At 64.3% G+C, this 21,465-nt stretch carries 19 protein-coding genes, 1 rRNA gene and 1 pseudogene; 5 read left to right on the top strand and 16 right to left on the bottom strand.

The window, feature by feature from the left end; genetic code table 11:
- From F0311_RS07120 to F0311_RS07145, 6 genes are all read right to left on the bottom strand, one after another.
- Positions 1-126 (bottom strand): 16S ribosomal RNA (locus F0311_RS07120); the annotation flags it as partial.
- Between the two features lie 371 nt (positions 127-497).
- A complete protein-coding gene (locus tag F0311_RS07125; RefSeq protein ID WP_150461264.1) occupies positions 498-2,021 on the bottom strand; it encodes a maltokinase N-terminal cap-like domain-containing protein in 1,524 nt (507 codons plus the stop codon).
- Entirely contained in the window at positions 2,018-3,010 is a 993-nt protein-coding gene (gene rlmB, locus F0311_RS07130; protein WP_150461265.1) for a 23S rRNA (guanosine(2251)-2'-O)-methyltransferase RlmB, read from the bottom strand. Before rlmB ends, F0311_RS07125 begins: the two co-directional genes overlap by 4 nt.
- Before the next feature lie 3 nt (positions 3,011-3,013).
- The gene (cysS, locus tag F0311_RS07135; protein ID WP_150461266.1) at positions 3,014-4,459 is read right to left on the bottom strand and encodes a cysteine--tRNA ligase; all 1,446 of its coding nucleotides are present in this window, start codon (positions 4,457-4,459) and stop codon (positions 3,014-3,016) included.
- A gap of 84 nt (positions 4,460-4,543) precedes the next feature.
- Positions 4,544-5,959 (bottom strand): 2-C-methyl-D-erythritol 2,4-cyclodiphosphate synthase, encoded by a 1,416-nt coding sequence (ispF, locus tag F0311_RS07140; RefSeq protein WP_150461267.1) that lies wholly within the window; start codon positions 5,957-5,959, stop codon positions 4,544-4,546.
- Between the two features lie 33 nt (positions 5,960-5,992).
- The gene (locus tag F0311_RS07145; protein ID WP_150461268.1) at positions 5,993-6,517 is read right to left on the bottom strand and encodes a CarD family transcriptional regulator; all 525 of its coding nucleotides are present in this window, start codon (positions 6,515-6,517) and stop codon (positions 5,993-5,995) included.
- A gap of 191 nt (positions 6,518-6,708) precedes the next feature.
- On the opposite strand from F0311_RS07145, the gene F0311_RS07150 reads away from it, so the two are divergent.
- From F0311_RS07150 to F0311_RS17980, 3 genes are all read left to right on the top strand, one after another.
- A complete protein-coding gene (locus F0311_RS07150; protein WP_150461269.1) occupies positions 6,709-7,272 on the top strand; it encodes a hypothetical protein in 564 nt (187 codons plus the stop codon).
- A gap of 311 nt (positions 7,273-7,583) precedes the next feature.
- Positions 7,584-8,726 carry an ABC transporter ATP-binding protein gene (locus tag F0311_RS07155; RefSeq protein WP_150461270.1) on the top strand — a complete coding sequence of 381 codons (1,143 nt, stop codon included), beginning with the start codon at positions 7,584-7,586 and terminating at the stop codon, positions 8,724-8,726.
- Between the two features lie 191 nt (positions 8,727-8,917).
- On the top strand, positions 8,918-9,094 hold the full coding sequence (locus tag F0311_RS17980) for a hypothetical protein (protein WP_191089794.1): 177 nt from the start codon (positions 8,918-8,920) through the stop codon (positions 9,092-9,094).
- 238 nt (positions 9,095-9,332) lie between these two features.
- Here F0311_RS17980 and F0311_RS07160 read toward each other — a convergent pair whose 3' ends face one another.
- Together F0311_RS07160 and F0311_RS07165 are read right to left on the bottom strand one after the other, a co-directional pair.
- Positions 9,333-12,188: an ABC transporter permease gene (locus F0311_RS07160; protein WP_150461271.1), complete on the bottom strand. Its 2,856-nt coding sequence runs from the start codon at positions 12,186-12,188 to the stop codon at positions 9,333-9,335.
- On the bottom strand, positions 12,185-12,940 hold the full coding sequence (locus F0311_RS07165; protein WP_150461272.1) for an ABC transporter ATP-binding protein: 756 nt from the start codon (positions 12,938-12,940) through the stop codon (positions 12,185-12,187). Before F0311_RS07165 ends, F0311_RS07160 begins: the two co-directional genes overlap by 4 nt.
- A gap of 169 nt (positions 12,941-13,109) precedes the next feature.
- Here F0311_RS07165 and F0311_RS07170 point away from each other — a divergent pair, with 169 nt between their 5' ends.
- Positions 13,110-14,483 (top strand): sensor histidine kinase, encoded by a 1,374-nt coding sequence (locus F0311_RS07170; protein WP_191089795.1) that lies wholly within the window; start codon positions 13,110-13,112, stop codon positions 14,481-14,483.
- Complete coding sequence (locus tag F0311_RS07175) at positions 14,480-15,187, top strand: response regulator (RefSeq protein ID WP_150461274.1); 708 nt, start codon at positions 14,480-14,482, stop codon at positions 15,185-15,187. Before F0311_RS07170 ends, F0311_RS07175 begins: the two co-directional genes overlap by 4 nt.
- 1 nt (position 15,188) lies before the next feature.
- Here the strand turns inward: F0311_RS07175 and F0311_RS07180 are convergent, their stop codons facing one another.
- From F0311_RS07180 to F0311_RS07215, 8 genes and pseudogenes are all read right to left on the bottom strand, one after another.
- Positions 15,189-15,461: a PLD nuclease N-terminal domain-containing protein gene (locus F0311_RS07180; protein ID WP_150461275.1), complete on the bottom strand. Its 273-nt coding sequence runs from the start codon at positions 15,459-15,461 to the stop codon at positions 15,189-15,191.
- 76 nt (positions 15,462-15,537) lie between these two features.
- Complete coding sequence (locus F0311_RS07185; RefSeq protein WP_223881191.1) at positions 15,538-16,380, bottom strand: glycerophosphodiester phosphodiesterase; 843 nt, start codon at positions 16,378-16,380, stop codon at positions 15,538-15,540.
- Positions 16,377-17,309 carry an HAD family hydrolase gene (locus F0311_RS07190; RefSeq protein ID WP_150461276.1) on the bottom strand — a complete coding sequence of 311 codons (933 nt, stop codon included), beginning with the start codon at positions 17,307-17,309 and terminating at the stop codon, positions 16,377-16,379. The genes F0311_RS07185 and F0311_RS07190 overlap by 4 nt, the downstream gene beginning before the upstream one ends.
- 50 nt (positions 17,310-17,359) lie before the next feature.
- Entirely contained in the window at positions 17,360-18,325 is a 966-nt protein-coding gene (locus tag F0311_RS07195; protein ID WP_150461277.1) for a carbohydrate kinase family protein, read from the bottom strand.
- Positions 18,326-18,781: 456 nt separating this feature from the next.
- Positions 18,782-20,080, bottom strand: a complete 1,299-nt coding sequence (gene moeB / locus F0311_RS07200) for a molybdopterin-synthase adenylyltransferase MoeB (protein ID WP_150461278.1) — start codon at positions 20,078-20,080, stop codon at positions 18,782-18,784.
- Positions 20,081-20,169: 89 nt separating this feature from the next.
- Positions 20,170-21,015 carry a thiazole synthase gene (locus F0311_RS07205; RefSeq protein WP_150461279.1) on the bottom strand — a complete coding sequence of 282 codons (846 nt, stop codon included), beginning with the start codon at positions 21,013-21,015 and terminating at the stop codon, positions 20,170-20,172.
- 18 nt (positions 21,016-21,033) lie between these two features.
- On the bottom strand, positions 21,034-21,273 hold the full coding sequence (gene thiS, locus F0311_RS07210) for a sulfur carrier protein ThiS (protein WP_150461280.1): 240 nt from the start codon (positions 21,271-21,273) through the stop codon (positions 21,034-21,036).
- 73 nt (positions 21,274-21,346) lie between these two features.
- Positions 21,347-21,465 (bottom strand): annotated as a pseudogene (locus tag F0311_RS07215) (IS110 family transposase); the annotation flags it as partial.

Raw genomic sequence — 21,465 nt, forward strand, 5'->3', positions numbered from 1 at the left:
CTCACGTGATACTCACCCGTTCGCCACTAATCCACCCCCTGAAAACAGGAAGCTTCATCGTTCGACTTGCATGTGTTAAGCACGCCGCCAGCGTTCATCCTGAGCCAGGATCAAACTCTCCATCAAATGAATAGTTGATCTGGCAAAATTCGCAATCACGTACACGGGGGTGCACGTGATGCGTTTCACCAATATATAAATAAATTGGTATCAACAAACTTGGCACACTATTGAGTTCTCAAGCTACAAACACCCCGACACCACCAGGAGAAAACCTCCCAGATCGCTCCGGAGCAACTTTTCTATCTTACCGGAACCTCTTTGTGAGTGTCAACTCAACGTTCTCAGTTCCGTTGGGACGGTAGATTGAACTTGGTAGTTCTTCGGTGTGCACCGGGGCTTTGGGAGAGCTCCCATCGCCAATCGGTGCGGATAGAAACTGTAGCACTAGTCAGCGCCGAATGTAAACTCCGCGTAAACAGCGCCCGCCCCATCCTTCAGTTTTCGGCCTGAAGGAGCATGGAGGGACGGAAGACCCACTGTCCTTGCCAGCGGGAGAAGAGCTCCAGCGCTTCAGTAAGCATCGCTGCGCGGAAGAACACCGAGTCCACTCCGCTGCTCTCAGCGTCCGAGCTACGGTAGCCCTCCAAGAAAAGTGAGCTGAGCTCCTCGTACCACTGGCCGAAGTTGACCGGGTCCGGAGCAGAGGGGTTGTCCTCTGTTACCTCTGAACTCTCCTCACCGACGGCCCGTTCCGAGTCCTGAATGATCTCGGGAGTTTCACTGGCCACTTCCATGACCATATTGGCCAGAGACATCAGTGTGGAGATCACATCCTGGAAGCCCAGGACGTGCTCGGCGAACCCGCCGACCTCGCTGACCACCCAGCGTTCCCGGTTCAGCCGGTGCAGCCGTTCGGCGGTCAACTGTCCGTGAATGTGCTGCAGCATCAGCGACTCATCGGCATCACGCAGTTGCATAGCCATCAGGTCGATAACCTCGTTGAGGTCGGCGGCCTCATCTTCGTCGAACTCCTCACGGACCTTCTTCCACTGGCCCAGCAACTGCTGCTGAGCCTCAGCCGCCATTGCCTTGAGCTGCTCAGCAGTCTGCGGGTGCGACCCGAAGGAGCCAGCCAGGTCAGCATGAAAGTCACCGAGGGTCTCGCCCAAGGCACGGGCACTCTTCTTGAACGTCTTTCCCGCCTGCAGGGCAGAGCGGGCGAGACTCAGGGCATCCGGCGCCTCAGCACCGGCCTCACGAATCACCACCAACTGACCGGTCTCCCACTCAGCACTGGCCCAGTCCTGGCCAGGAAGCCGCTCCTCCCAGGCCCCGGCGACTGTTCCCAGCACACGGGGTATCGCAGTGGAATGCGCTGTGGTCAGCCTGAGCAAAGCTTCTGAGAGATCTACGGGCTCCACCGCCGGACGCCGCAGGAAGTCCACGACGACCTTAAGGTCCCAGTCGCCATCCTCCGCGACCCCGGCCGGCTGCACCAGGGTGCGAGTGGCGTCAGGCAGCGTGGACTCGACTGCCTGCCTACGCAGGTCCAAGGTGAAAGGCTCCCACTGCTCAAAACCTGCCAAGGCCTCCCCCCGGGAACGGCCGTTGCGGGTTCCCTGCCTGCGCCGGGCCATCTCAAGGATCGCGGCGAGAAAGGCGCGATCACGGGCGCCGTCGTAGACCCAGAGTTCCTCACCCTCTTCCACGGCCAACTTGCCGATGAAGGCTGACTTCCCAGCCAGCGCCGAGGGCCTGGTACGCAGGACCACCGGGACCGAGATTCGGGCAACCGAGTCATCAGAACCTTCGGGCAGCTCCAGCTCAAAGATATGCAGCTCCAGAAATAGGCCCGGATCGGGGTCACCCTCAGGGGTTGGCAGACGCAGACCACCCACCCGGGTCAGACTGCGGCGTCGACGCGGTGTAGGAAACCACTGTTGGTGAGACAACCAGTTGATGAGGATATCGATGAACCCGGGCTGCTCCTCACCACGGATGCGGGCGGCGGTGGTCATCGCTGACGCACCCCCTGCCGGAGCGTGGCAATCTCATAGAGGCTGATCCCCACAGCCATGGAGGCGTTGAGCGATTCGGTGCTGGCGGCAATCGGAATCGAGACGATCGCGTCGCAGGTTTCGCGGACTAGACGGGACAGCCCCTTGCCCTCGGAGCCGACCACCACTACCAGAGGCTGGTCCGCCAGGTTCAGGTGAGGCAGCTCAGTATCCCCGCCGCCGTCGAGCCCAGCTACAAAGTACCCATTGGCCTGGGCTTCCTTCAGTGCCTGGGTAAGGTTCTTGGCCTTGGCCACCGGGATCCGTGCAGCCGCTCCGGCAGAGGTCTTCCACACCGTGGCGGTCACCCCTGCGCTGCGCCGTTCAGGGACGACGACGCCGTCGGCACCGAAAGCTGCCGCAGCACGCAGTATTGCACCCAAGTTGCGGGGGTCGGTGATGGAGTCACAGGCCACCAACAGCGGCGGGTGGTCAATGTGCCCCTTGGCAGCGGCCACAGCGAGATCTCCGGTCAGCTCCGCCGGGTCGGCATACTCATAGGGGTGCAGCACCAGAGCGATGCCCTGGTGGACAGCATCGCCGGTGGCGGTGTCCAGCTGAGGACGGGAGACCTCGCGAACCCGGATGCCCTGCTCTGCGCAGTGCTGCAGAGACTCACGGACCCGGCCATCGGTCTCAACATCCCGGGCGATGAGCAGCTCCGCGGCGGGAACCCGCTCCGTCAGCGCCTCCACCACAGGGTTGCGGCCGGCGACCACATCATCGGCCCCGTAGCCCGAGCCGCCACGCGCCCTAGGTGATCGGCGTTTGGCCGCGGACCGTTCCGCCAGCTGCTTCTGCCGATGGGCCTTGTGGTAGACCCGGTCCTCAGCCTTAGGTGTGGGGCCCTTACCCTGCAGTCTGCGCTTACCCTGACCGCCGGAACCCTTAGCAGGGCCCTTGCGCTCCCTGCGTACGGCAGCGGATTTGGGGCGGGAGTCCTTGGGCATGGCTCAGGCACCACCTTTCAGGGTCCACACAGCTCCAGAGGGGGTGTCCTCCACCTGGATGCCGATAGTGGCAAGCTGGTCACGAATCGCATCTGCCCGGGCGAAGTCCTTGGCCTGCTTGGCCTCGGCGCGCTGGGCCAGCTGGGCCTCCACTAGGTGGCTCAGCGCCTCTGCGGTGGGTCCGGAGTCTGCTCCGGCAGGCTCAGGCACATCGTTGATGCCCAGCACCTGGAGCATCTGGTGCACCTGGGCAGCCAGGGCGGCCGCGGCGTCGTCGTTGCTGTTCAGGGCAGTGTTTCCGGCACGGACCGTCTGGTGCAGTACGGCGAGCGCGGCGGGGACGTTGAGGTCATCGTCCATGGCCTCGACGAAATCTGAGGGCAGCTCCGCGGAAGCTACAGCGGTGTCAGTCTCGGGCAGGGCCCGGTCCAGGAAGTTCTCGATCCGCTCCAGGGCGGACTCCGCCTCCTGCAGGGCGCCCGGCTTATAGTCGAGCTCGGATCGGTAGTGTGCGCTGGCCAGCCAGTATCGGACCGCTTTGGGGCCGGCCTCAGTCAGCATCTGATCCGGGGAGACGGTGTTGCCCACCGATTTGGACATCTTCTCTGCGGCGTAGGTGACCATCCCGTTGTGTAGCCAGTAGCGGGCGAATCCGTCTCCGGCGGCTGCAGACTGGGCGAGTTCGTTCTCGTGGTGCGGGAACCGCAGGTCGCGTCCGCCGCCGTGGATGTCGAAGGTCTCCCCCAGGTACTTGGTGGACATCGCCGAGCACTCCAGATGCCAGCCGGGCCGGCCCCACCCCCAGGGGGAGTCCCAGGCCGCAGTTTCCGGCTCGCCAGGTTTGTGTCCCTTCCAGAGGGCGAAGTCCCGGGGGTCTCGCTTGCCACGCGGGTCAGCGTCAGGTGCATCCTGCATGTCATCGACTGACTGGTGGGTCAGCTCGCCGTAGCGCTCCCAGGAGTGGACGTCGAAGTAGACGTCCCCGGAGTCGTCCAGGGCGGGATAGGCGTGACCGGTCTCGATAAGCCGGGTGATCAATGCGTGCATCTCGGTGATATGCCCGGTGGCCCGCGGCTCGTAGCTGGGTCGAACTACTCCCACGGCGTCGTAGGCGGCGTTGAAGATCTGCTCGAACCGATAGGCCAGGGCGAACCAGGGATCCGCAGCCGGGTAGTCCTCAGTGGGCTCGAAACCCTCCGCGTAGGAGGCGCCGGATTTCTCCAGGATCTTATCGTCGATATCGGTGACATTGCGCACTGTAGTGACCTGGTATCCACGGTGCTGCAGCCAGCGGGCGAGGATATCGAAGGCAACGGCGGAACGCACATGGCCCACATGCGGCCGGCCCTGTACGGTGGCGCCGCAGTAGTAGAGGGACACCTTGCCCGGCTCAAGGGGCTGGAATTCGCGCAGCTGCGCGGTTTTGGTGTCGTAGAGTCTCAGGGCCACGGGGCATACCTTACCGGCAGTGGCGCCTCATCACGTACAGATTCTTCAGCGGCGTCGGAGTGCGCGCACTGTGGCCGTTCAATTTCAATAGAGGACGGCAGTAGCGGTGGCCGCTATCCCCTCTCCACGTCCGGTGAAGCCCAGACCGTCTGAAGTGGTGGCGGCCACGGAGACAGGGACTCCGGCAGCCGCACTGAGCACTCGCTGCGCCTCTTCCCTGCGGGGGGAGAATTTAGGCTGGTTGGCGACCATCTGCACGGAGATGCTACCGATCCGGAAACCTGCCTCGCGGACGATCCTGGCGGCCTCGGCTAAGAGCACGACGCCGCGGGCCCCCTTCGTCTCGGCACGATGGGTTCCTAAGGTGTCAGCTCCGAAGTGGGTGCCCAGGTCGCCCAGCCCTGCGGCGGAGAACAGCGCGGCGCAGGCGGCATGGGCGACAGGGTCGGCGTCGGAGTGACCGGCTAGGCCCTGCTGGCCGGGCCAGCACAGACCGGCGACCCATAGTTCGGTGGGCTCATCCGCCGGTGCGAAGGCGTGGATGTCCTGGCCGATGCCCACGCGCGGAGGCTGGGGCGTACCGCTGGGCCCGCTGCTCCCCCCCTCGTTCTCCGCCAGGAGGGCACGGGCGGTAACCAGGTCGGTCTCCGTGGTGATCTTCAACGCCAGCGAGTCTCCCGGCACTACGGCTACCTCTACGTCAAGGTCCTCGGCAATCATGGCTTCATCGGTGAGCTGGGCGGCTCTCTCCGCCGGAAGCTGCTGAATATGGGCGAAAGCCCGGTTCAGAAACTCCAGAGTGAAACCCTGCGGGGTCTGCACTGCGCGCAGTGTGGAACGGGCAAGGGTGCGTTCCACACGTTCCTGAAGATCTGTACCTGCTTCTTTTCGTGCAGGGTCGGTTTCAAGGTTCTGAGGAGAAGTACTAGGTATTCCCGGGACCGGACTGACCTGTTTGATGGTATCGGCGACCGGAACGGCGGGGGTCACCGCCTCTGCTCCTGAGTCCAGAGCCTCCAGGACCCGACTGAAGACAGCAGCAGGTGTCAGGGCGCGGGCGGCATCGTGCACCAGGACGTGTACGGGCTCACCCCATCCCTTCAGCTGGGCATGCTCCTGGACCGCCTGGGTGCCGGCGAGCACCGAATCAGTGCGGGAGCTACCCCCGGTGGTGATGACGACCTCGCCCCTTGTCTGGTGTGCCAGGGCTGTTCCAGATACTGCGAGGGTCTGGTGGTGCGCAGGGTCCTCAGGAAGGACCAGTACGATCAGCTCGAAGCCGAGTTCTGGGGTCACCGCGTCCAGGGCGTGCTCCAGGATGGTGCGGGAACTCAGCTTCACGGCGGCCTTGGGGGCTCCGTGGCCGAGCCGGGTGCCGGAACCGGCGGCGACAATGACTAACACCCGGTGACAGTGCTGGTCCCGGCGGGCAGAAGCCTGCCCGCCTTCACCCCTAGAAGGCGCGGGAGCAGCCACGGCGTCATCCGGGCGTGCAGTCATGTATTGAATTCTAAGCTGAGGGAATCAGCCGGGTCAGGCCGGCACCTTCTCGTCAGCGGTCGCGGCAGTAGCGTGACCTTCGGCGAGGACCTCCTCGAGCAGGTCTTCGGCCTTCTCCTCCTCCAGCTCCTTGGCCAGACGGAGCTCCGAGACCAGGATGCGCCGGGCCTGGGAGAGCATGCGCTTCTCGCCGGCGGAAAGGCCCCGGTTGTTCTCGCGGCGCCACAGGTCGCGGACCACTTCGGCGAGCTTATGAATAGATCCGGAGGCCAGCTTCTCCACATTGGCTTTATAGCGGCGGGACCAGTTGGTGGGCTCCTCGGTGTGCTCTGCGCGCAGCAGCCCGAACACCTTCGCCAGGCCTTCCTCGTCCACCACATCACGGACTCCGACCAGATCGACGTTCTCAGCCGGAACCTTGATAGTCAGGTCCCCTTCCGAAACCCGCAGAGTGAGGTAAGTTTTCTCCTCGCCCTTGAAGGTCCTCATCTCCACCTCTTCGATAGTGGCTGCACCGTGGTGCGGGTAAACGACTGTCTCGCCGACTTCGAAATTCATGTAGTTATTCCCCTTTCCTGGCTTCAAGTTTATCACGCAGAGAGGGGTTACGGCGTGTCTTGACGGAAGATTGCGCGGGCAGTACTAAGGTTCGCCGCGCAATAAACTTTCTACATTGCGTAGAAGTCACAGCCCATCGAGTAGTCTGGTATCAACGCCATGCGCACCCATCATTTAAAGGAGTCCCCGCGGTGAAGTTCACCTCCTCGGCACCTCGCGCAGCTGCCGCAGCTGCCCTAGTCGGCGGCCTGGCCCTCACCGGCTGCTCGGCCATCAACTACCAGGCCACCACACACGTCTACTCAGGCTCCGACGGCACCATGTTCGACGCCGAGAACCTAGCTCTGCGCCACATTATGTTCGTGGCCGGAGAAGCAGGCGGCCCAGCCCGGCTGACGGGTCTGATCTCTCACACTGACGCCTCTGCCGAGGATCCGGCAGAGGTGACCTTGGAGGCCGCCGGCGATACCTTCGAGTTCACCGTGGAGCCCGGCAGCTCCGTCAACTTGGAACACGACGAAGAGCTGATCGTCTCAGCTATCGAGGCAGGCCCCGGCGCTATCCAGGAGGTCACCGTCATCGTCAACGGCAACCAGGAGACCTTCAACGCCACTGTACTGGATGGGACTATTGCCGAGTACCGCGATCTGCTGCCTGAGGGCTTCGACGAATCCATGGCCGAGCATCTGGAGCACGGGCCGGACACCTGGGGCGGCGGCGCAGCCCACTACGACGCAGACGACGACAGTCACTGAGCTGGTCCCGCGGGCGGGGAAACCCCGCCACGCTCTCGGCCGCACCAACGCGGCCATCACACCTAAAGAGCTGGTATGCGACGGCCTTGTCGCTTCGCTCACGCTCCTCAATCACCTCGGAAGACTCCGAGTAGGCTCGAACCTTCGCCCGGCTCAATCGGGTGTAATTTGCGTCATAAGTGGACTTAATCACGCGGCTGTGATGTGATGCTGGAGTTCATGTGAGGGGCAACACAGTACCGCTCCTGGCATGGGCAGCCAACCTTCACTACGGATCGTCGGGCACGTACCTGCCCGTGAAAGGGAATATCATGGCCTCTGTCACCTATGACTACGCGAGCCGCATCTACACTCCGGGCGCTCGCCCCGCAATCAACCAACTCCACCTGGAGATCACCGACGGTGAGTTCCTGGTGCTGGTAGGCCCCTCCGGCTGCGGCAAGTCCACCGCACTGCGCATGCTGGCCGGCCTCGAGGAGATCAACGATGGTCGCATCCTGATCGGCGGCGAGGACGTCAGCCACGTCTCCCCCAAGGACCGCGATATCGCGATGGTCTTCCAGAACTATGCGCTCTATCCGCATATGACAGTGGCCGAGAACATGGGCTTCGCCCTGAAGATCGCCGGGGTTTCCAAGGATCAGCGTGCCCAACGAGTACAGGAAGCGGCCAAGATCCTCGACCTGGAGGCCTACCTGGAGCGCAAGCCCAAGGCTCTCTCCGGCGGTCAGCGCCAGCGTGTAGCCATGGGCCGCGCGATCGTGCGTGAACCCAAGGTGTTCCTGATGGATGAGCCGCTGTCCAACCTGGATGCCAAGCTGCGCGTGCAGACCCGCACCCAGATCGCAGCGCTGACCCGCGAGCTGAAGACCACCACCGTCTACGTCACCCACGATCAGGTCGAGGCGATGACCATGGGTGACCGGGTCTGCGTGCTCAAGGACGGCGTGCTCCAGCAGGTGGATACCCCGCGCAACCTCTATGACACCCCAGCCAATGTGTTCGTGGCCGGGTTCATCGGTTCCCCTGCCATGAGCCTGTTCAAGGCCAAGGTGGAGTCCGGCCAGGTAATTGTGGGCAACGACCGGCTCACTGTGCCCGATGTGGACCTGACCGGAACCAGCGAGGTCATCCTGGGTATGCGCCCGGAGGACATGAATGTCTCCAGCGACGGCACCGGCCTGCCGATGGTGGTAGATGTGGTGGAGGAACTGGGCGCCGATGCTTTCATCTACGGCTCCCCCGAGGGAGTGCAGACCTTCCAGCCGCTGATCGTGCGCGTGGAGGGCCGGCGGCCTCCGCAAAAAGGCGAGACCGTCTACATCAAGCCCTCAGCAGAGTACGTGCACCTGTTCGATGTGGAGACTGGCCTGCGGCTCAACGGAGAGATCCCCGAGGGCACCCCGGAGGCCACCCTGGACGATGTCGAAGCCTTGGCCGACCAGGAAGATTAGACGTAGGACCACAACGTCAGCCCCCTGATCACCGAAAATCAGAATTTCAGGGGCTAGGGAGTCAAAACAGCTGATCAGAGCGGCGGGAAATGGTGCTACCCACCATTTCCCGCCGCTCTTTTGCCAAATTCACACCCTCTTCAACGCATATGTCCAGCATCTGCCCAGACTCGGATTCATAAGGTGAGGACATGGCTAATCGAGCGATATCTATCGTCATCACGATCCTGCTGGTGATCGTGGTGCTCTGGGTGGCCCTGTGGCTGTTGGAGGTCGCCCTCGGCATTTTCGGCAATCTGATTCTTGCCGCTCTTGTGGTGCTGGGCATCCTCTATCTGATCAGGCTGTTCACCTCGTCGCGAGCCTAGCCAGTCTCAAGACCTGCGCACTGGTCCATTCATGCAGTGCGCAGCGGTACGTTAGACCCGAGAAAACAAGGAGTGAGTGATTATGCAGGGCGGCGGAATCTACATCGGTGGCGGTATCCTGACCATCATCGCGATCATCATCATTATCGTATGGCTGCTCTGAGCATCAGCCTCACACAGTGACCGTGCTGAAAGGGCCCGGAGGTGCGGATCCCGCTCTTCCGGGTCCTTCTCTGCATCAGGCGGCGTGCGACAGACCCGCAGCCGGTTGAACTCTGGACAGTCTTCGGGCTGGCAGCCAAGCAGCCAGCGCAGCCGCCAGCAGAGTGACTGCCCATACCGCGGCCAGGCGCAGCCAGGGTACTGAAGGTGCCACGGTCCAGTCTTCCCGTGCTACCAGGGTGGCCACTCCGGCCCAGCCGAAGAGACCGCCCAGCACGGTGCCCAGGATGAGCGCCACGGCGGCCAGCAGCAAAGCCTCAATGCTGATGGTCGCTCCAAGGGAGCGGCGAGTCATGCCATTGGCCCGCAGCAGGGCGGCCTCCCGCTGACGCTCAAACACCGAGAGTGAGAGCGTATTGCTCACACCAAGGACAGCCACCAGTACGCTGGCGCCGAGCAGCGCGAGCACAGCCAGAAGGACCACGTCGATCACTCGCAGCAGGTCCATCCGGTAGATGGCGCCCTCCACCGTGGCTGCTCCGTAGTCACCATCGCTGAGCGCATTCTCCAGTTCCCAGAGCTCCTGGTGGTCAGCGTTCTCCGAGATGCTGAACAGCGCGCCCGCCTCAACCTCGGTCTGCCAGTCTGCAGACCACAGCATCTCGGGCACCAGCACGGCGTCATAGGGCGCCCAGGCAGCCAGCTCCACCGGGAGCTGCACAGCGCTGTCATTGACTTCCAGGGTCAGCATGTCCTGCTCTGTGCCATGCTCTTCAGCGAAGCTCACCTGGGCGAAGGCATTCCACCCGACATAGGCGACCGGGTCTGCAGATTGAAGTTCGGCCAGGGGAAGGTGGGCCACGGCGTCGAAGGCTTCGGCATCCAACTGCAGTACCGGCCGCGAGCCTGCAGCATCCCCCGCGATGAACCCTGGCACCGTGCTGATCCCGGTGACCAGATGACTATTTTCCAGTACCTCCAGCTGGTCATCCTGGAGCGAGGCCACCGCCCCGTCCACCGGATAGGATTCGGCCAGCTCGGTGTAGAGCAGCTTCTGCGCGGTGGCCGCGCCCATGATCATGGTCATCACCAGGGTCACACCCACCAGCAGTGCGGCCGAGGTGGCGGTGGTACGGCCAGGCACCTGGCGGGCGTTCTGTCCGGCCAGCCGGGCCGGCACCTTCAGCGGTGGCAGGGCTGCGAGCGCCCGCCCGAGGGCCTGAGCCAGGGGCGGTACGACGGTCTTGGCCAGCACCAGCACGCCGAGAAACCCGAGGAATCCGCCGACCAGGCCGATCAGCGGCATCGGCAGCCCGGCGACCGGATCGGCGTTGAACACACCGTAATAGTCCAGAGCGGGGTTCGGTTCCGTGGCCGGGCGGGCCAATGCGGAGTAGAGCACCGTGCCGATCCCTGCTGCGGTGATCACTGCACCAAGCACCAGCCGGGGGAGGGACCCGCTGCGCTCCGGCGGGGTTACATCGGCCGGGCGCAGCGCCACCATCGGTGAGATACGGCCAGCCTTCAGCGCCGGGTATAGAGCGGAGCCAAAGGCCATCAGCAGCCCCAGGCCCAGGCCCACTGCGATGGAGACCGGGTTGGGCAGAGCTGTCGGGATACTTTCCCCGCCGCCAACCAGGTAGTTCATGGTCACCACAAACCCCTGAGCGATGCCCCAGCCGATAAGCACACCAGCTGCTCCGCCGAGTAGTCCGAGCACCGCACCCTCCGCCAGGGTGGCCCGACGCAGCTGGGCGGCGGTGCCGCCCACCGCCCGGATCAGCGCCATAGTGCGCTGCCGAGAGGCGATAATCACCTGGAAGGTGTTGGCGATCACCAGGGCGGAGACGAAGACTGCAATGCTGCCGAAGCCCACCGCAACCCACAGCAGCATCTGGGCGTCGCCGGTACGCTCGGCCACCCAGCGGTCCACAATCTGGCCGTTGGTGGCAATCTCCAGATCCCCCACCTGTTCAGCACCATACTCGTCAGTGCCGGTATCGAGCAGCCCGGACTCGACTGAGCTGGCCGAGCCGAGCATGTCCAGCTCCCCTGAGGCGATAAGCTGCTCCACAATCTGCACGATCTGCTGCTGAACAGCCTCCTGGGCGCGCCGGTCTCCATGAGAATCCTCGGGCAGCACCACGCGGATCTCTTCGGGCTCCGCATACCCAGACTCATACCCGTCTTCAGGGTCGGCGGGAATCCTCTCCATGCCTTCCGGGGTGAGGAAGCCCTCGGGGCCCCAGATGCTGGTCTCGGTGATCCCCACCACGGTGAACTCCGCACTGTCCACCACGGTGTAGGAGTCATCCTCCTCCCAGCGCACCGCCACAGCCAGATAGCTGTCGCCCACATCGAGCTCATTCCACTCCGCGGCACCCTCACTGATCAGCAGCTCATCTGCGGCCGCAGGGAGCCGGCCCGCTGCCAGCGGATAATCACGGCTGGGCACCAGGTTCGACACACCGATCCCGGAGCTGCTGTAGCCGCCGAGCTCCTGGTCGAACTCCACCGGGCTGTCCAGCCAGCTGCGACGGACCACTTCTGCCGCGGCCACTGAGTCCAGCTGCTCGATGGCCTCGGCCAGGGGAATGTCCCCGTAGTCCTCGGGGGTGAGAATCTCTACGGACTCGCCACCGTCCTCGTACTCGGTGTAGGAGTCGCCGGCCCAGCCCAGCGCGGCGGAATCGATGATCAGATCGGCACCGGCTGCCTCACCTTGGGCTTCGGTCTCCACAGCTCGGGTCATCGAGTCCACCAGCATGGTGCCAGCCACAATGAACGCCACCGAGATCGCAACGGCAGCCCCGGCCGCCCAGAGCCGTTTGCCGGAGGAGCGCAGGTTGGCCCGCAGCACGGAGAACCGGGTAGAGGCAGCGCGCTGGTAGGTGCTCGCTCGGCCCGGGTGATTCTCAGCGGCGCGGCTCATTTGTCTTGGCCGATCATCTTGGTGGCCAGCAGCTGGGCGGTGGGGTGGCTGATGGTCTCCAGCACTCGGCCGTCGGAGAGGATCACGGTGCGGTCGGCCTGGGCGGCGGCGTTGGCGTCATGGCTGACCATCACCACGGTCTGGCCGAATTCGTCCACCGCGGCGCGCAGCAAGCCGAGCACCTCGGCCCCGGTGCGGGTATCCAGGTTGCCGGTGGGCTCATCGGCGAAGATCACTGCCGGTTTGGACACCAGGGCACGGGCCACGGCCACCCGCTGCTGTTGGCCGCCGGAAAGCTCGAAGGGCCGGTGGTTCAGCCGGCCGGTCAGCCCCAGTCGGTCGATGACCATATCGTAGTAGTGCCGGTCCGGCTCAGGTCCGCCCAATGAGGCCGGTAACAGGATGTTCTCCCGGGCGGTCATCGCCGGCACCAGGTTGTAGGCCTGGAAGATGAAGCCAATGTGTGCCCGGCGCACCAGGGTGAGTTCGCGCTCGCTCAGTCCGGTAAGGGCGACGTCGTGCTCTCCTGCTCGCAGTGTCACGTCACCCTCATCTGCGCTGTCCAGTCCGGCCAGCACGTGCAGCAGAGTGGACTTGCCCGACCCGGAGGGCCCCATGATCGCGGTGAACTGACCGGCCGGGATCTCGATGCTCAGCCGGCGTAGCGGGTGCACGGTGGCTTCACCTGAGCCGTAGGTCTTGGTGAGCTGCTCAGCACGGAGGGCCGGTGCGGTCGGGGTAGGTGTCTGCATCGTTCTCTCGCTTCCCGTCTCATCACATGGTGCTGAGCCGGGTCCCCGGCTCGTTCACAGTTCACACTACGGAAGAGTACGACGCCGAGGCCTCACCTCTGAGGCCGAACCTCACCTCATCCTGAGGTATGAGGTGTGTGCAGGTATGGGGTCCCTAGACTTAGGTGTCATGCTTGAGCCCCTGCTGCCGCCGCCGCCTGCGCATGTGCGCGCAATGCGGTTCTTTGAGGCGCGGCCGTGGCTGGGCGACACGCTTTTCAAGGTGACCCCGTTGCTGCTGCTCAGTGCGTTCTTCTGGCTGATCGGTGGCGGGCTGACTGCGGGGGCCTTCGCCACCGGGATGTTCGGGGTCACGGTGAATATTCCGGTGATGGTCTTCTTTGAGCTGCTGGCCATTCTGCCGCTGGCTGTTTCCCGGATCCGCCCGGGACTGGCGGCCGGGCTGATCAGTTTTGCCTGCCTGTGTCAGATCCTGTCCATGTACGGACCCGGCGCCTCAGTGTTTGCGGTGCCGCTGGTGGTCTATGCCTGCGCCAAGTACGGCTCCCGGCGGGTGAGCTTGGGCTATCTGGGCTTGGCCCTGCTGGGGGCTGTGCTGCTGGGGGCCCACGTGATGGCAGCCGCCGGGCTGCTGGGCCACCAAGTGCCTGGGGCCTACTCCCCGGACTGGGGTGTGATGATCTTCATCGCCGCACTGATCACCGGGTTCTGTGCAGCAGTGGTGGTCTCCGCCTGGCTTTTCGGTGATTTGGCGGGCAGGCGGCGTCGTGAGCGTGAAGCGATCCAGGAGAAGAACCGGCTGTTGGAGCGTGAGCGCGACCAGGAGGCGCAGCTGGCCGCCGATGCTGAGCGGATGCGCATCGCCCGGGAGATGCATGATGTGGTCAGCCATTCGATGAGCGTGATGATCGCCCAGGCCGACGGCGGGCGCTATGTGCTGCAAACCGATCCCGCCCGTGCTGGGCAAGCCTTCGAGACTATCGGTGAGACCGGCCGGGAAGCGCTCACCGAGCTGCGCCGGATGCTCGGGGTGCTGCGCGAGGAGGGTGAGCCGAAGACCCGGCCTGCTCCGGGTATTGAGAACATCCCGCAGCTGGTGGTCGATGTTGAGGCCTCCGGCCTGCCGGTGGAGCTGCATGTCGCTGAGGAGAGCCTGCCGGAGCTCAACGAGGGTGTGGCGCTGGCCATCTACCGGATTGTGCAGGAAGCGCTGACCAATACACTCAAGCACGGCGGTGAGGGCGCCACTGCCCAGGTATGGCTGGGCACTGACTACCGGGCAGGCGAGCTGGCCTTGGAGATCCGTGACACCGGCCGTGGTGGGCAGGCAGCCGACGACGGCGCCGGCTCAGGTCTGATAGGGATGGCTGAGCGGGCTAAGCTCTACGGCGGCACCCTGGTGGCCCGAGCCAAGGGTGAGGAGTCGCTGGAGAGCGGCTTCACCGTGGAGGCCAGGTTCCCGCTGGACCGGGTGCGGCCCGGGCGGCGATCTGCGCCCCAGAGTGCCACTGAGAATGCGCAAGAGCAGAAGGAGCAGCGATGACCGAGAACCAGGCGCCTGAACAGATCTCTGTGCTGCTGGCTGATGACCAGGCGCTGCTGCGCGCCGGGTTCGCCATGGTGATCGACTCCCAGCCGGATATGGCAGTGGCCGGCCAAGCCGGCAACGGGATCGAGGCGCTGGGCCTGATCCGAGAACTGGCAGCAGCAGGCGGGGCTCCTGATGTGGTGCTGATGGATATTCGGATGCCGGAGATGGATGGGCTTGCCGCCACTGCCGCGATCACTGAGGATCCCGCGCTGGTCGGGGCCCGGGTGATCGTGCTGACCACTTTCGACACCGATGAGTATGCGTTGTCCGCACTGCGCTCCGGAGCTGCCGGGTTCCTGCTGAAGGATGTCCAGCCTGAGGTTCTGCTGGACTCCATCCGTACGGTGGTCACCGGAGGGGCGGTGGTGGCTCCCTCCACCACCCGGCGGCTGCTGGACACCACCCTGCTGGGCGGGGGTGTCCTGCGGGCGCCCAATGCTGAGCAGCAGCAGAAGCTGGGCTATCTCACCCACCGGGAGCGCGAGATTCTCGCCGAGCTGGCCACCGGGGACTCCAACACCGAAATCGCCGCCCGACTGTTTCTCTCTGAGGCCACGGTGAAGACCCATGTGGGCAATGTGCTGCACAAACTCGGCTGCCGGGACCGGGTGCAGGCAGTTGTCTTCGCCTATGAGGCCGGGGTAGTGGGAGAGTGACTCATCCAGGACCCGTCTCTGGGTTCTTGGCGCTCCGGCGGTAGTGCAGCGTTTGGGCAATGAAGTAGATGATCGCCCCCAGGATCGGGATGAATGCAATCACCAGCACCCAGATCACACTCCAGGGCCGTTCATGTCTGGTTTGGGCATAGATCATGAAGGCTGCTACCAATAGGGCACCGTAGACCAACACACCGAAACTCAGCCACCATGGCGCTGCCACCGAGCCCGGTGGGGTCTGGGCGGCAAGCACAGTCGGCGTCTCTGCAAACATATGGCCAGACTAGCCACCAGGCCTGGCTGGCAGCTGACTCTGACATGGGAGAACAGTGTGTCCGAGCCGCTGAACCTCAGACGGTCTGCGGCCAGACGGAACGTTCACGCATCACTGCAGCCAACGCCTGGGCATCGTCGGTCATGATCCCGTCCACGCCCATATCCAGCAGGCGGTGCATCTCTGCAGGGTCGTCCACCACCCAGACGTGGACCTGCAGCCCGGCCCGGTGGCAGCGTTCCACAAACTTCGGCCGCACCACCGGCACCCGGGATTGGCGGATGGGCACCTGCACACAGTCAATCTGCGCGATCCGCTGGGAGAGCCGGCCGAAGCCGTTCAGCGGGCCCAGAAGCACCATCAGCGCGTTCGAAACCCAACCTCCAGAGGTTGCCACTGGCTTTGCGAGCAGCCTGCGCACCCGATGCCGCCGCGCATCGTTGAAGCTGGCGGCCAGAACCCGGTCATGTGCGCCGAGGCGCTCTACGATCTCAACGAAGTGCTCCACCGACTCAGCATCTTTGAGGTCCACGTTGAAGTACGTGTCCGGGAAGGTCCGCAGCGCATCCTCGAACCGCACCATAGACTCTGACCCGCCGACTCTGATTGCCTGCAGCTGAGCCCAGGTGTGCTCGGAGAGCTTCCCGGTCCCGTCAGTGACCCGGTCCAGGGTCTCATCGTGAAAGATCACCAGCTCCCCATCGGCCGAGGTCCGCACATCGATCTCCAAGTACCGGAACCCCAAGTCCACTGCCTGCTGGAAGGCGGCTATGGTGTTCTCACGCTCCGGATCGGCCCCGCGGTGCGCAAAAGCCAAGGGCGCATGGTGCATCCGCCCGGGTGCAGAGTTCACCAGGTAGGGCACCTCGCGGTAGGGGTGCTGACGGTACGGGGTCCGCCCGGCCTCGACACTGCTCACGTGAGTTCTCCTTCCAGCAGCTTCTCCAGCACCACGGCCACCCCGTCGTCATCACAGGATTCGGTGACCTGGTCGGCTGCGGAGCGGGCCATATGGTGGGCTGAGCCCACAGCCCAGGAGGTCCCGGCCCACTGCAGCATCTCCACATCATTGGGCATGTCCCCGAACGCAATGGACTCCTGTGCTCCGATGCCCAGCGACTCCGCGTAGCGGTGCAGCGCCTGGGCCTTGTTGACCCCTTTGGCGGAGATTTCCAGCAGGCTCACCCCAGGGGCGGAATGGGTGACGGTGACCAGGTGGCCGATCCGCTCCTGGCTCTCGGCGATGAACGCGTCAGCCTTCATGGCATGGGTCTTGGCCAGCAGCTTCAAAGCCGGCACCTCATCAGGCAGCCCCCCAGCGGCGCGCTTCAGAGTGGCATCCAGCGGCCCGAGCCGAATCTCATCATCGCTGACCCCAGCCGCTTTGCGGTGCTTCTCATCTAACCACAGGCTCCCCCGAGCGAAGGACTCCTCCATATGCAGCGCGGCCAGGGTCTCGGCCGCAAAGCTGACGGTGGGGTCCAGGCCTCGGATCAGATCCTTGGCTTCGAACAGGATATCGGCGGTCAGCCCCTGAGCCTGGATGGGCGAATCGGCGACCAGGTCATAGGTCACTGCACCATTGGAGGCGATCACTGGGCCCAACAGCTCCAGGGCGGTACTGATCCTCCGCAACGCCCGCACCGGCCGACCAGTGACCAGAACAACGACGACGCCGGCTTCCCGCACGGCCCGGAAAGCTTCCACAGTGCGTGGAGAAAGTTCCCCGGTGGCCGTCTGGGCATAGGAGAGGATGGTGCCGTCCACATCGGTGGCCACCAATTTCACCGGCTGGCTGCCCAATACCAGCGGGCTCACGGTGTCCGGGGCGGAGGGCTGAGAGGTCATGGCTCAAATCTACCCAACAGTCCCGGTTAACTGCTCCTTCACAGAGTCCCTCAGGCAACAGTGGCTGAGGGATCGCCGAGGGCGGCAGACAGTTCCTGACCGGTGGGCGGCTGGGCTCCGAAACGCGAGCTGGTGATCGCGGCGGCCTGTGCGGCAGTGTGCAGCACCTGGGCGACGTCGTGCTCTGTGATCGCCTGCAGCGCCTGCCGGTTCTCCGCGCCCAGCACCCCCTGCTGGCGCAGGGTGGAGAGCGTGGCGGCCATAAAGGAGTCTCCCGCACCTACGGTGTCAGCCACATCGGCGGGGAAGGCGTTCTGCTCGGCGAACCCAGAGCGGGCCAGGGCCATCGCACCGGAGGCTCCGCGAGTCACGGTAACCAGGGCTGGGCCCAGCTGCAGCCAGGCCTGCATGGTCTCGGTGATGGGACGCTCAGGGTAGAGCAGCTCGAGATCGTCGGTGGAGGCCTGGATGACATCAGCAAGCCCCACCAGCTCCTCCACCCGAGTGCGGGCCTCCTCACGGTTGGGTACCAAGGTGGGCCGGTAGTTGGGGTCATAGGAGATGGTGGCGGACTCGCGCAGTCCCTCCAGCATGGTCTTCACCACTGAAGCCCCAGGTTCGATCAGGGTGGCTAAGGAGCCGGAATGTACGTGCTCGATGGTTCCGGTGGCCTGGCTCAGCGTAGCGGTGAGCTCCTCGGCAGCGGGCAGCGTCCAGTCCAGGGAGAACTCGTAGCTGGCCTGTCCGGTGGGGTCCAGGGTGGCGGTGGCCACGGAGGTGGGCAGGTCATCGGCATCGAGCACCGCAGTGATGCCCTGTGCGCGCAGAGTGCGGGCGATCAGCCGGCCGTAGTCGTCGCTTCCTCGCCTGCCGGCGAACACCACCGGATGATCTAAACGGGCCAGTCCCACCGCCACATTGAGCGGACTGCCGCCCACATGCGCTGTAGGGGCAGACGTCTCGGATTCGACAACGTCTACCAAGCATTCGCCTATGACTGCCAGGTGGGACTTCACACCACCAAACTACCGCAGAGAGGAAGGGTTGAGCACCCCTGACTCGGCATTTGTCCTGCAGCCGGGCACGCCACGACGTGGCCCGCACCACCGCTGTCACGTTGGCACGGATCCCTGAGGTTGCGATTCCCATCCCGGCTGCTCTCGGCCGGTTGCGGCGGCACCGGCTTTCGAGCCTGAAAATGTCGCCTCAGTTCTCACACACTGCATCGCTGCACTCACAGCTCACACGGTTCAAGTCTGCTGATAGAGGGCGTAACCGCCCAGCAGATTCACAGCACTGGTCCCGCCGGCGGGGAGACCCGCTCAGCTCTCGGCCGCGTACAGTGGCCGCGGCCATCACACCTAAAGCTGCTGATAAAGGGCGTAACCGCCCAGCAGATTCACAGCACTGGTCCCGCCGGCGGGGAGACCCGCTCAGCTCTCGGCCGCGTACAGTGGCCGCGGCCATCACACCTAAAGCTGCTGATAAAGGGCGTAACCGCCCAGCAGATTCTTCACCGGCAGCTCCGGGTAGCGGTGCTTGAGCACCGCGAGCGCCTGGCGAGACCGGATGCCGTGCTCGCAGTAGACCACCACCGGATGTTCCTCGGTGGCCTCCTGCAGCCCGGCTGGAGGCTGCTCGGCCCGCCACAGTTCCATCAGCGGGAGGTTGACCGCCTCACCGATGGCACCAGCAGCGTGCTCATGGGGTTCGCGCACATCGAGTACGACGCCGAGGGCTCCAGTCTCTGCCGCGCGTCTGAACTCTGCCGGGCTGAGATCATCCGCCTGTTTGGGGTCTCCGGTGAAGGGGTTGAAATCCAGATCCCCCTCATCCTCCACAGTGGGGGCTCCAGAACTTCCGATATGGTCCGTCTCAGGCTCGTTTACCGGGGGATCCAGGACACTCATGTGCGGTGAAGTAGCGTCGTGGTCGGGAGGCGTCTCGCAAGCGACCGTCTCCACCCCGCTCAATCGGTCACCTACATCAGCGCCGATGCTGATGACCGGCTTGCGCTCGGGGTCAGGGTTGAGCCGGAATTCGCCAAAGTGCGAGGTCAACGCGTCATAGGTGATCACTCGCCCGATCAGCGGATCGCCGATTTCGGCCAGGAACTTGATAGCCTCGGTGGCCATCAGGGACCCGATCACCCCCGGCAGCACACCAAGCACACCAGCCTCAGCGCAAGTCGGCACCTCGCCCGGGTCAGGAGCCTCTGGGTAGAGGTCCCGATAGGTGGGGCCGCGCTCACCAGAGGGCAGCCGAGACCAGAACAGGCTGACCTGGCCGGAGAAGCGCAGGATGGATCCGGAGACCAATGGCTTGCCTGCGATTTCGCAGGCGTCGGAGACCACGTACCGGGTAGCGAAGTTGTCGCTGCCGTCAATCACAATGTGAGCGGGCTCGATGAGCTCCAAGGCGTTGGCGGCGGTGATCGGCTCCCGATGCTCCGTGATCCGCACCTCCGGGTGCAGGCCGAGCATCCGTTCGGCCGCAGAGGCGGTCTTGGGCTGGCCCAGAGTCTGCTCGGAGTGGATGACCTGGCGATGCAGGTTGGTGCGGTCCACTACATCGTGGTCGATGATGTCGATGGTCCCGACCCCGGCAGCTGCCAGATAGGTGAGGATAGGTGCGCCGAGTCCGCCGGCGCCGATGACCACGGCCCGGGAGTCCAGCAGCTTGGCCTGGGCCTCGATGCCAAAGCCGGCCAGGGCGAAGTGCCGTTGGAAGCGTTCAGCCTGGCTGCGTGAGAACTTGCTGAGATCACTCATGTGCTTTCCTTCTGACCAGTTTCCAGGGGGTTATCGGAAGATCTACAGTTCATGAGATGCCGATATTCCAATAAGTGCCTGATATTCGGTTAGGTGAGAGTGTCGAGGGGATTGATGATGCCTTCTGCCGGCGATGAGGCCAGAGCGTGCTCGCGCCTGGGAATCCGACCGGCCCGGGCGGAATGGAAGCCTGCCGCTACCGCCAGTCGCATGGCCTCGGCCATGGCAGTGGGGTCCTGGGCGCGGGTGACTGCTGAGGCCACCAGCACCGCTGAGCAGCCCAGCTCGATAGCCAGTGCGGCCTCGCTGGCAGTGCCGATCCCTGCGTCCAGCACCACCGGTACCTTCGCTCGGGAGCAGATCAGTTCAATGTTATGCGGGTTGAGGATACCCAGTCCGGTGCCGATGGGGGCTCCCAGCGGCATCACCGCAGCAGCCCCGGCCTGTTCCAGCCGAAGGGCAGCGGCAGGATCATCACTGGTGTAGACCAGGGGGATGAATCCCCGGTCGGCTAGCTGCTCGGTGGCCTCCAGCGTCTCGATCACATCGGGGAGCAGAGTGTGCTCATCGGCGATGACCTCCACCTTGATGAGGCTGGTCTCCAGTGCTTCGCGGCCCAGTTCGGCGGTAAGCACAGTGTCCTTGACCGTGTAGCAGCCGGCGGTGTTAGGCAGCACATCGATGCCCAACCGCTCAAGCATGGAGAACACGGATGTCTTGGTCTCCGGCGAGTACCTGCGCATCGCGACGGTGGTCAGGGTGGTGCCCGACTGCACCAGAGCCTTCTCCAAGGCTGCGAGGTCGGTGATGCCTCCGGTGCCCATGATCAGCCGGGACTCTAACGTGTAGCTGCCAATCTGAACAGAGGGCACCACGCCCCCGTCTGTCTCAGAGGCGGGTGTGGGGGTAGAGGCGGTTGCCGGCGTCGTCGTCATTGTGGTGATACCTCTTTCTCAGCCGCCCTGGACCGCTGTGACGATCTCCAGCTCATCGCCCTCGGCGAGCTCGGTGGCGGCCCAGCGGCTGCGTGGCACCACTTCCCCGGCCAGGGCTACTGCCACTCCGAGCCTACCCCCGTCTGCGGGAGTTCCGGATTCGGTGAGCTCGCGACCGGTGGTCTGGGCGACTGCGGCCACCACGGTGGCGCCCTCGTCCAGGGTCACGGGCTCGCTGTTGATCTGAACATTCGGCATAGGTCCTCGCACAACGGTCTGATCGACCGGGCTGTTCCCGATCGTAAGCACCGGTATCATCCTAAGGATCCTTCTATGTTTGTCCAGTCATGGTCGTGGCGTTGAGGATCTTGTAGATCTGGCGCGCGAGGTAGCGTTTCAGGCATCGGCGAATCTCTTTGGTGGTGCGGCCTTCAGCGCGTCGCCTCTCGA

It is taken from the genome of Nesterenkonia ebinurensis, assembly GCF_008711175.1.
Classification (GTDB): Bacteria; Actinomycetota; Actinomycetes; order Actinomycetales; family Micrococcaceae; genus Nesterenkonia; species Nesterenkonia ebinurensis.

What these genes read in the sequence shown, in the direction of transcription:
- F0311_RS07160 (WP_150461271.1), bottom strand. Translation starts at nt 12,188, where the DNA reads ATGAGCCGCGCCGCTGAGAATCACCCGGGCCGAGCGAGCACCTACCAG.
- F0311_RS07145 (WP_150461268.1), bottom strand. Translation starts at nt 6,517, where the DNA reads ATGAATTTCGAAGTCGGCGAGACAGTCGTTTACCCGCACCACGGTGCA.
- F0311_RS07165 (WP_150461272.1), bottom strand. Translation starts at nt 12,940, where the DNA reads ATGCAGACACCTACCCCGACCGCACCGGCCCTCCGTGCTGAGCAGCTC.
- F0311_RS07155 (WP_150461270.1), top strand. Translation starts at nt 7,584, where the DNA reads ATGGCCTCTGTCACCTATGACTACGCGAGCCGCATCTACACTCCGGGC.
- F0311_RS07125 (WP_150461264.1), bottom strand. Translation starts at nt 2,021, where the DNA reads ATGACCACCGCCGCCCGCATCCGTGGTGAGGAGCAGCCCGGGTTCATC.
- F0311_RS07175 (WP_150461274.1), top strand. Translation starts at nt 14,480, where the DNA reads ATGACCGAGAACCAGGCGCCTGAACAGATCTCTGTGCTGCTGGCTGAT.
- moeB (WP_150461278.1), bottom strand. Translation starts at nt 20,080, where the DNA reads ATGAGTGATCTCAGCAAGTTCTCACGCAGCCAGGCTGAACGCTTCCAA.
- thiS (WP_150461280.1), bottom strand. Translation starts at nt 21,273, where the DNA reads ATGCCGAATGTTCAGATCAACAGCGAGCCCGTGACCCTGGACGAGGGC.
- F0311_RS07170 (WP_191089795.1), top strand. Translation starts at nt 13,110, where the DNA reads ATGCTTGAGCCCCTGCTGCCGCCGCCGCCTGCGCATGTGCGCGCAATG.
- ispF (WP_150461267.1), bottom strand. Translation starts at nt 5,959, where the DNA reads ATGACTGCACGCCCGGATGACGCCGTGGCTGCTCCCGCGCCTTCTAGG.
- F0311_RS07190 (WP_150461276.1), bottom strand. Translation starts at nt 17,309, where the DNA reads ATGACCTCTCAGCCCTCCGCCCCGGACACCGTGAGCCCGCTGGTATTG.
- rlmB (WP_150461265.1), bottom strand. Translation starts at nt 3,010, where the DNA reads ATGCCCAAGGACTCCCGCCCCAAATCCGCTGCCGTACGCAGGGAGCGC.
- F0311_RS07205 (WP_150461279.1), bottom strand. Translation starts at nt 21,015, where the DNA reads ATGACGACGACGCCGGCAACCGCCTCTACCCCCACACCCGCCTCTGAG.
- F0311_RS07180 (WP_150461275.1), bottom strand. Translation starts at nt 15,461, where the DNA reads ATGTTTGCAGAGACGCCGACTGTGCTTGCCGCCCAGACCCCACCGGGC.
- F0311_RS17980 (WP_191089794.1), top strand. Translation starts at nt 8,918, where the DNA reads ATGGCTAATCGAGCGATATCTATCGTCATCACGATCCTGCTGGTGATC.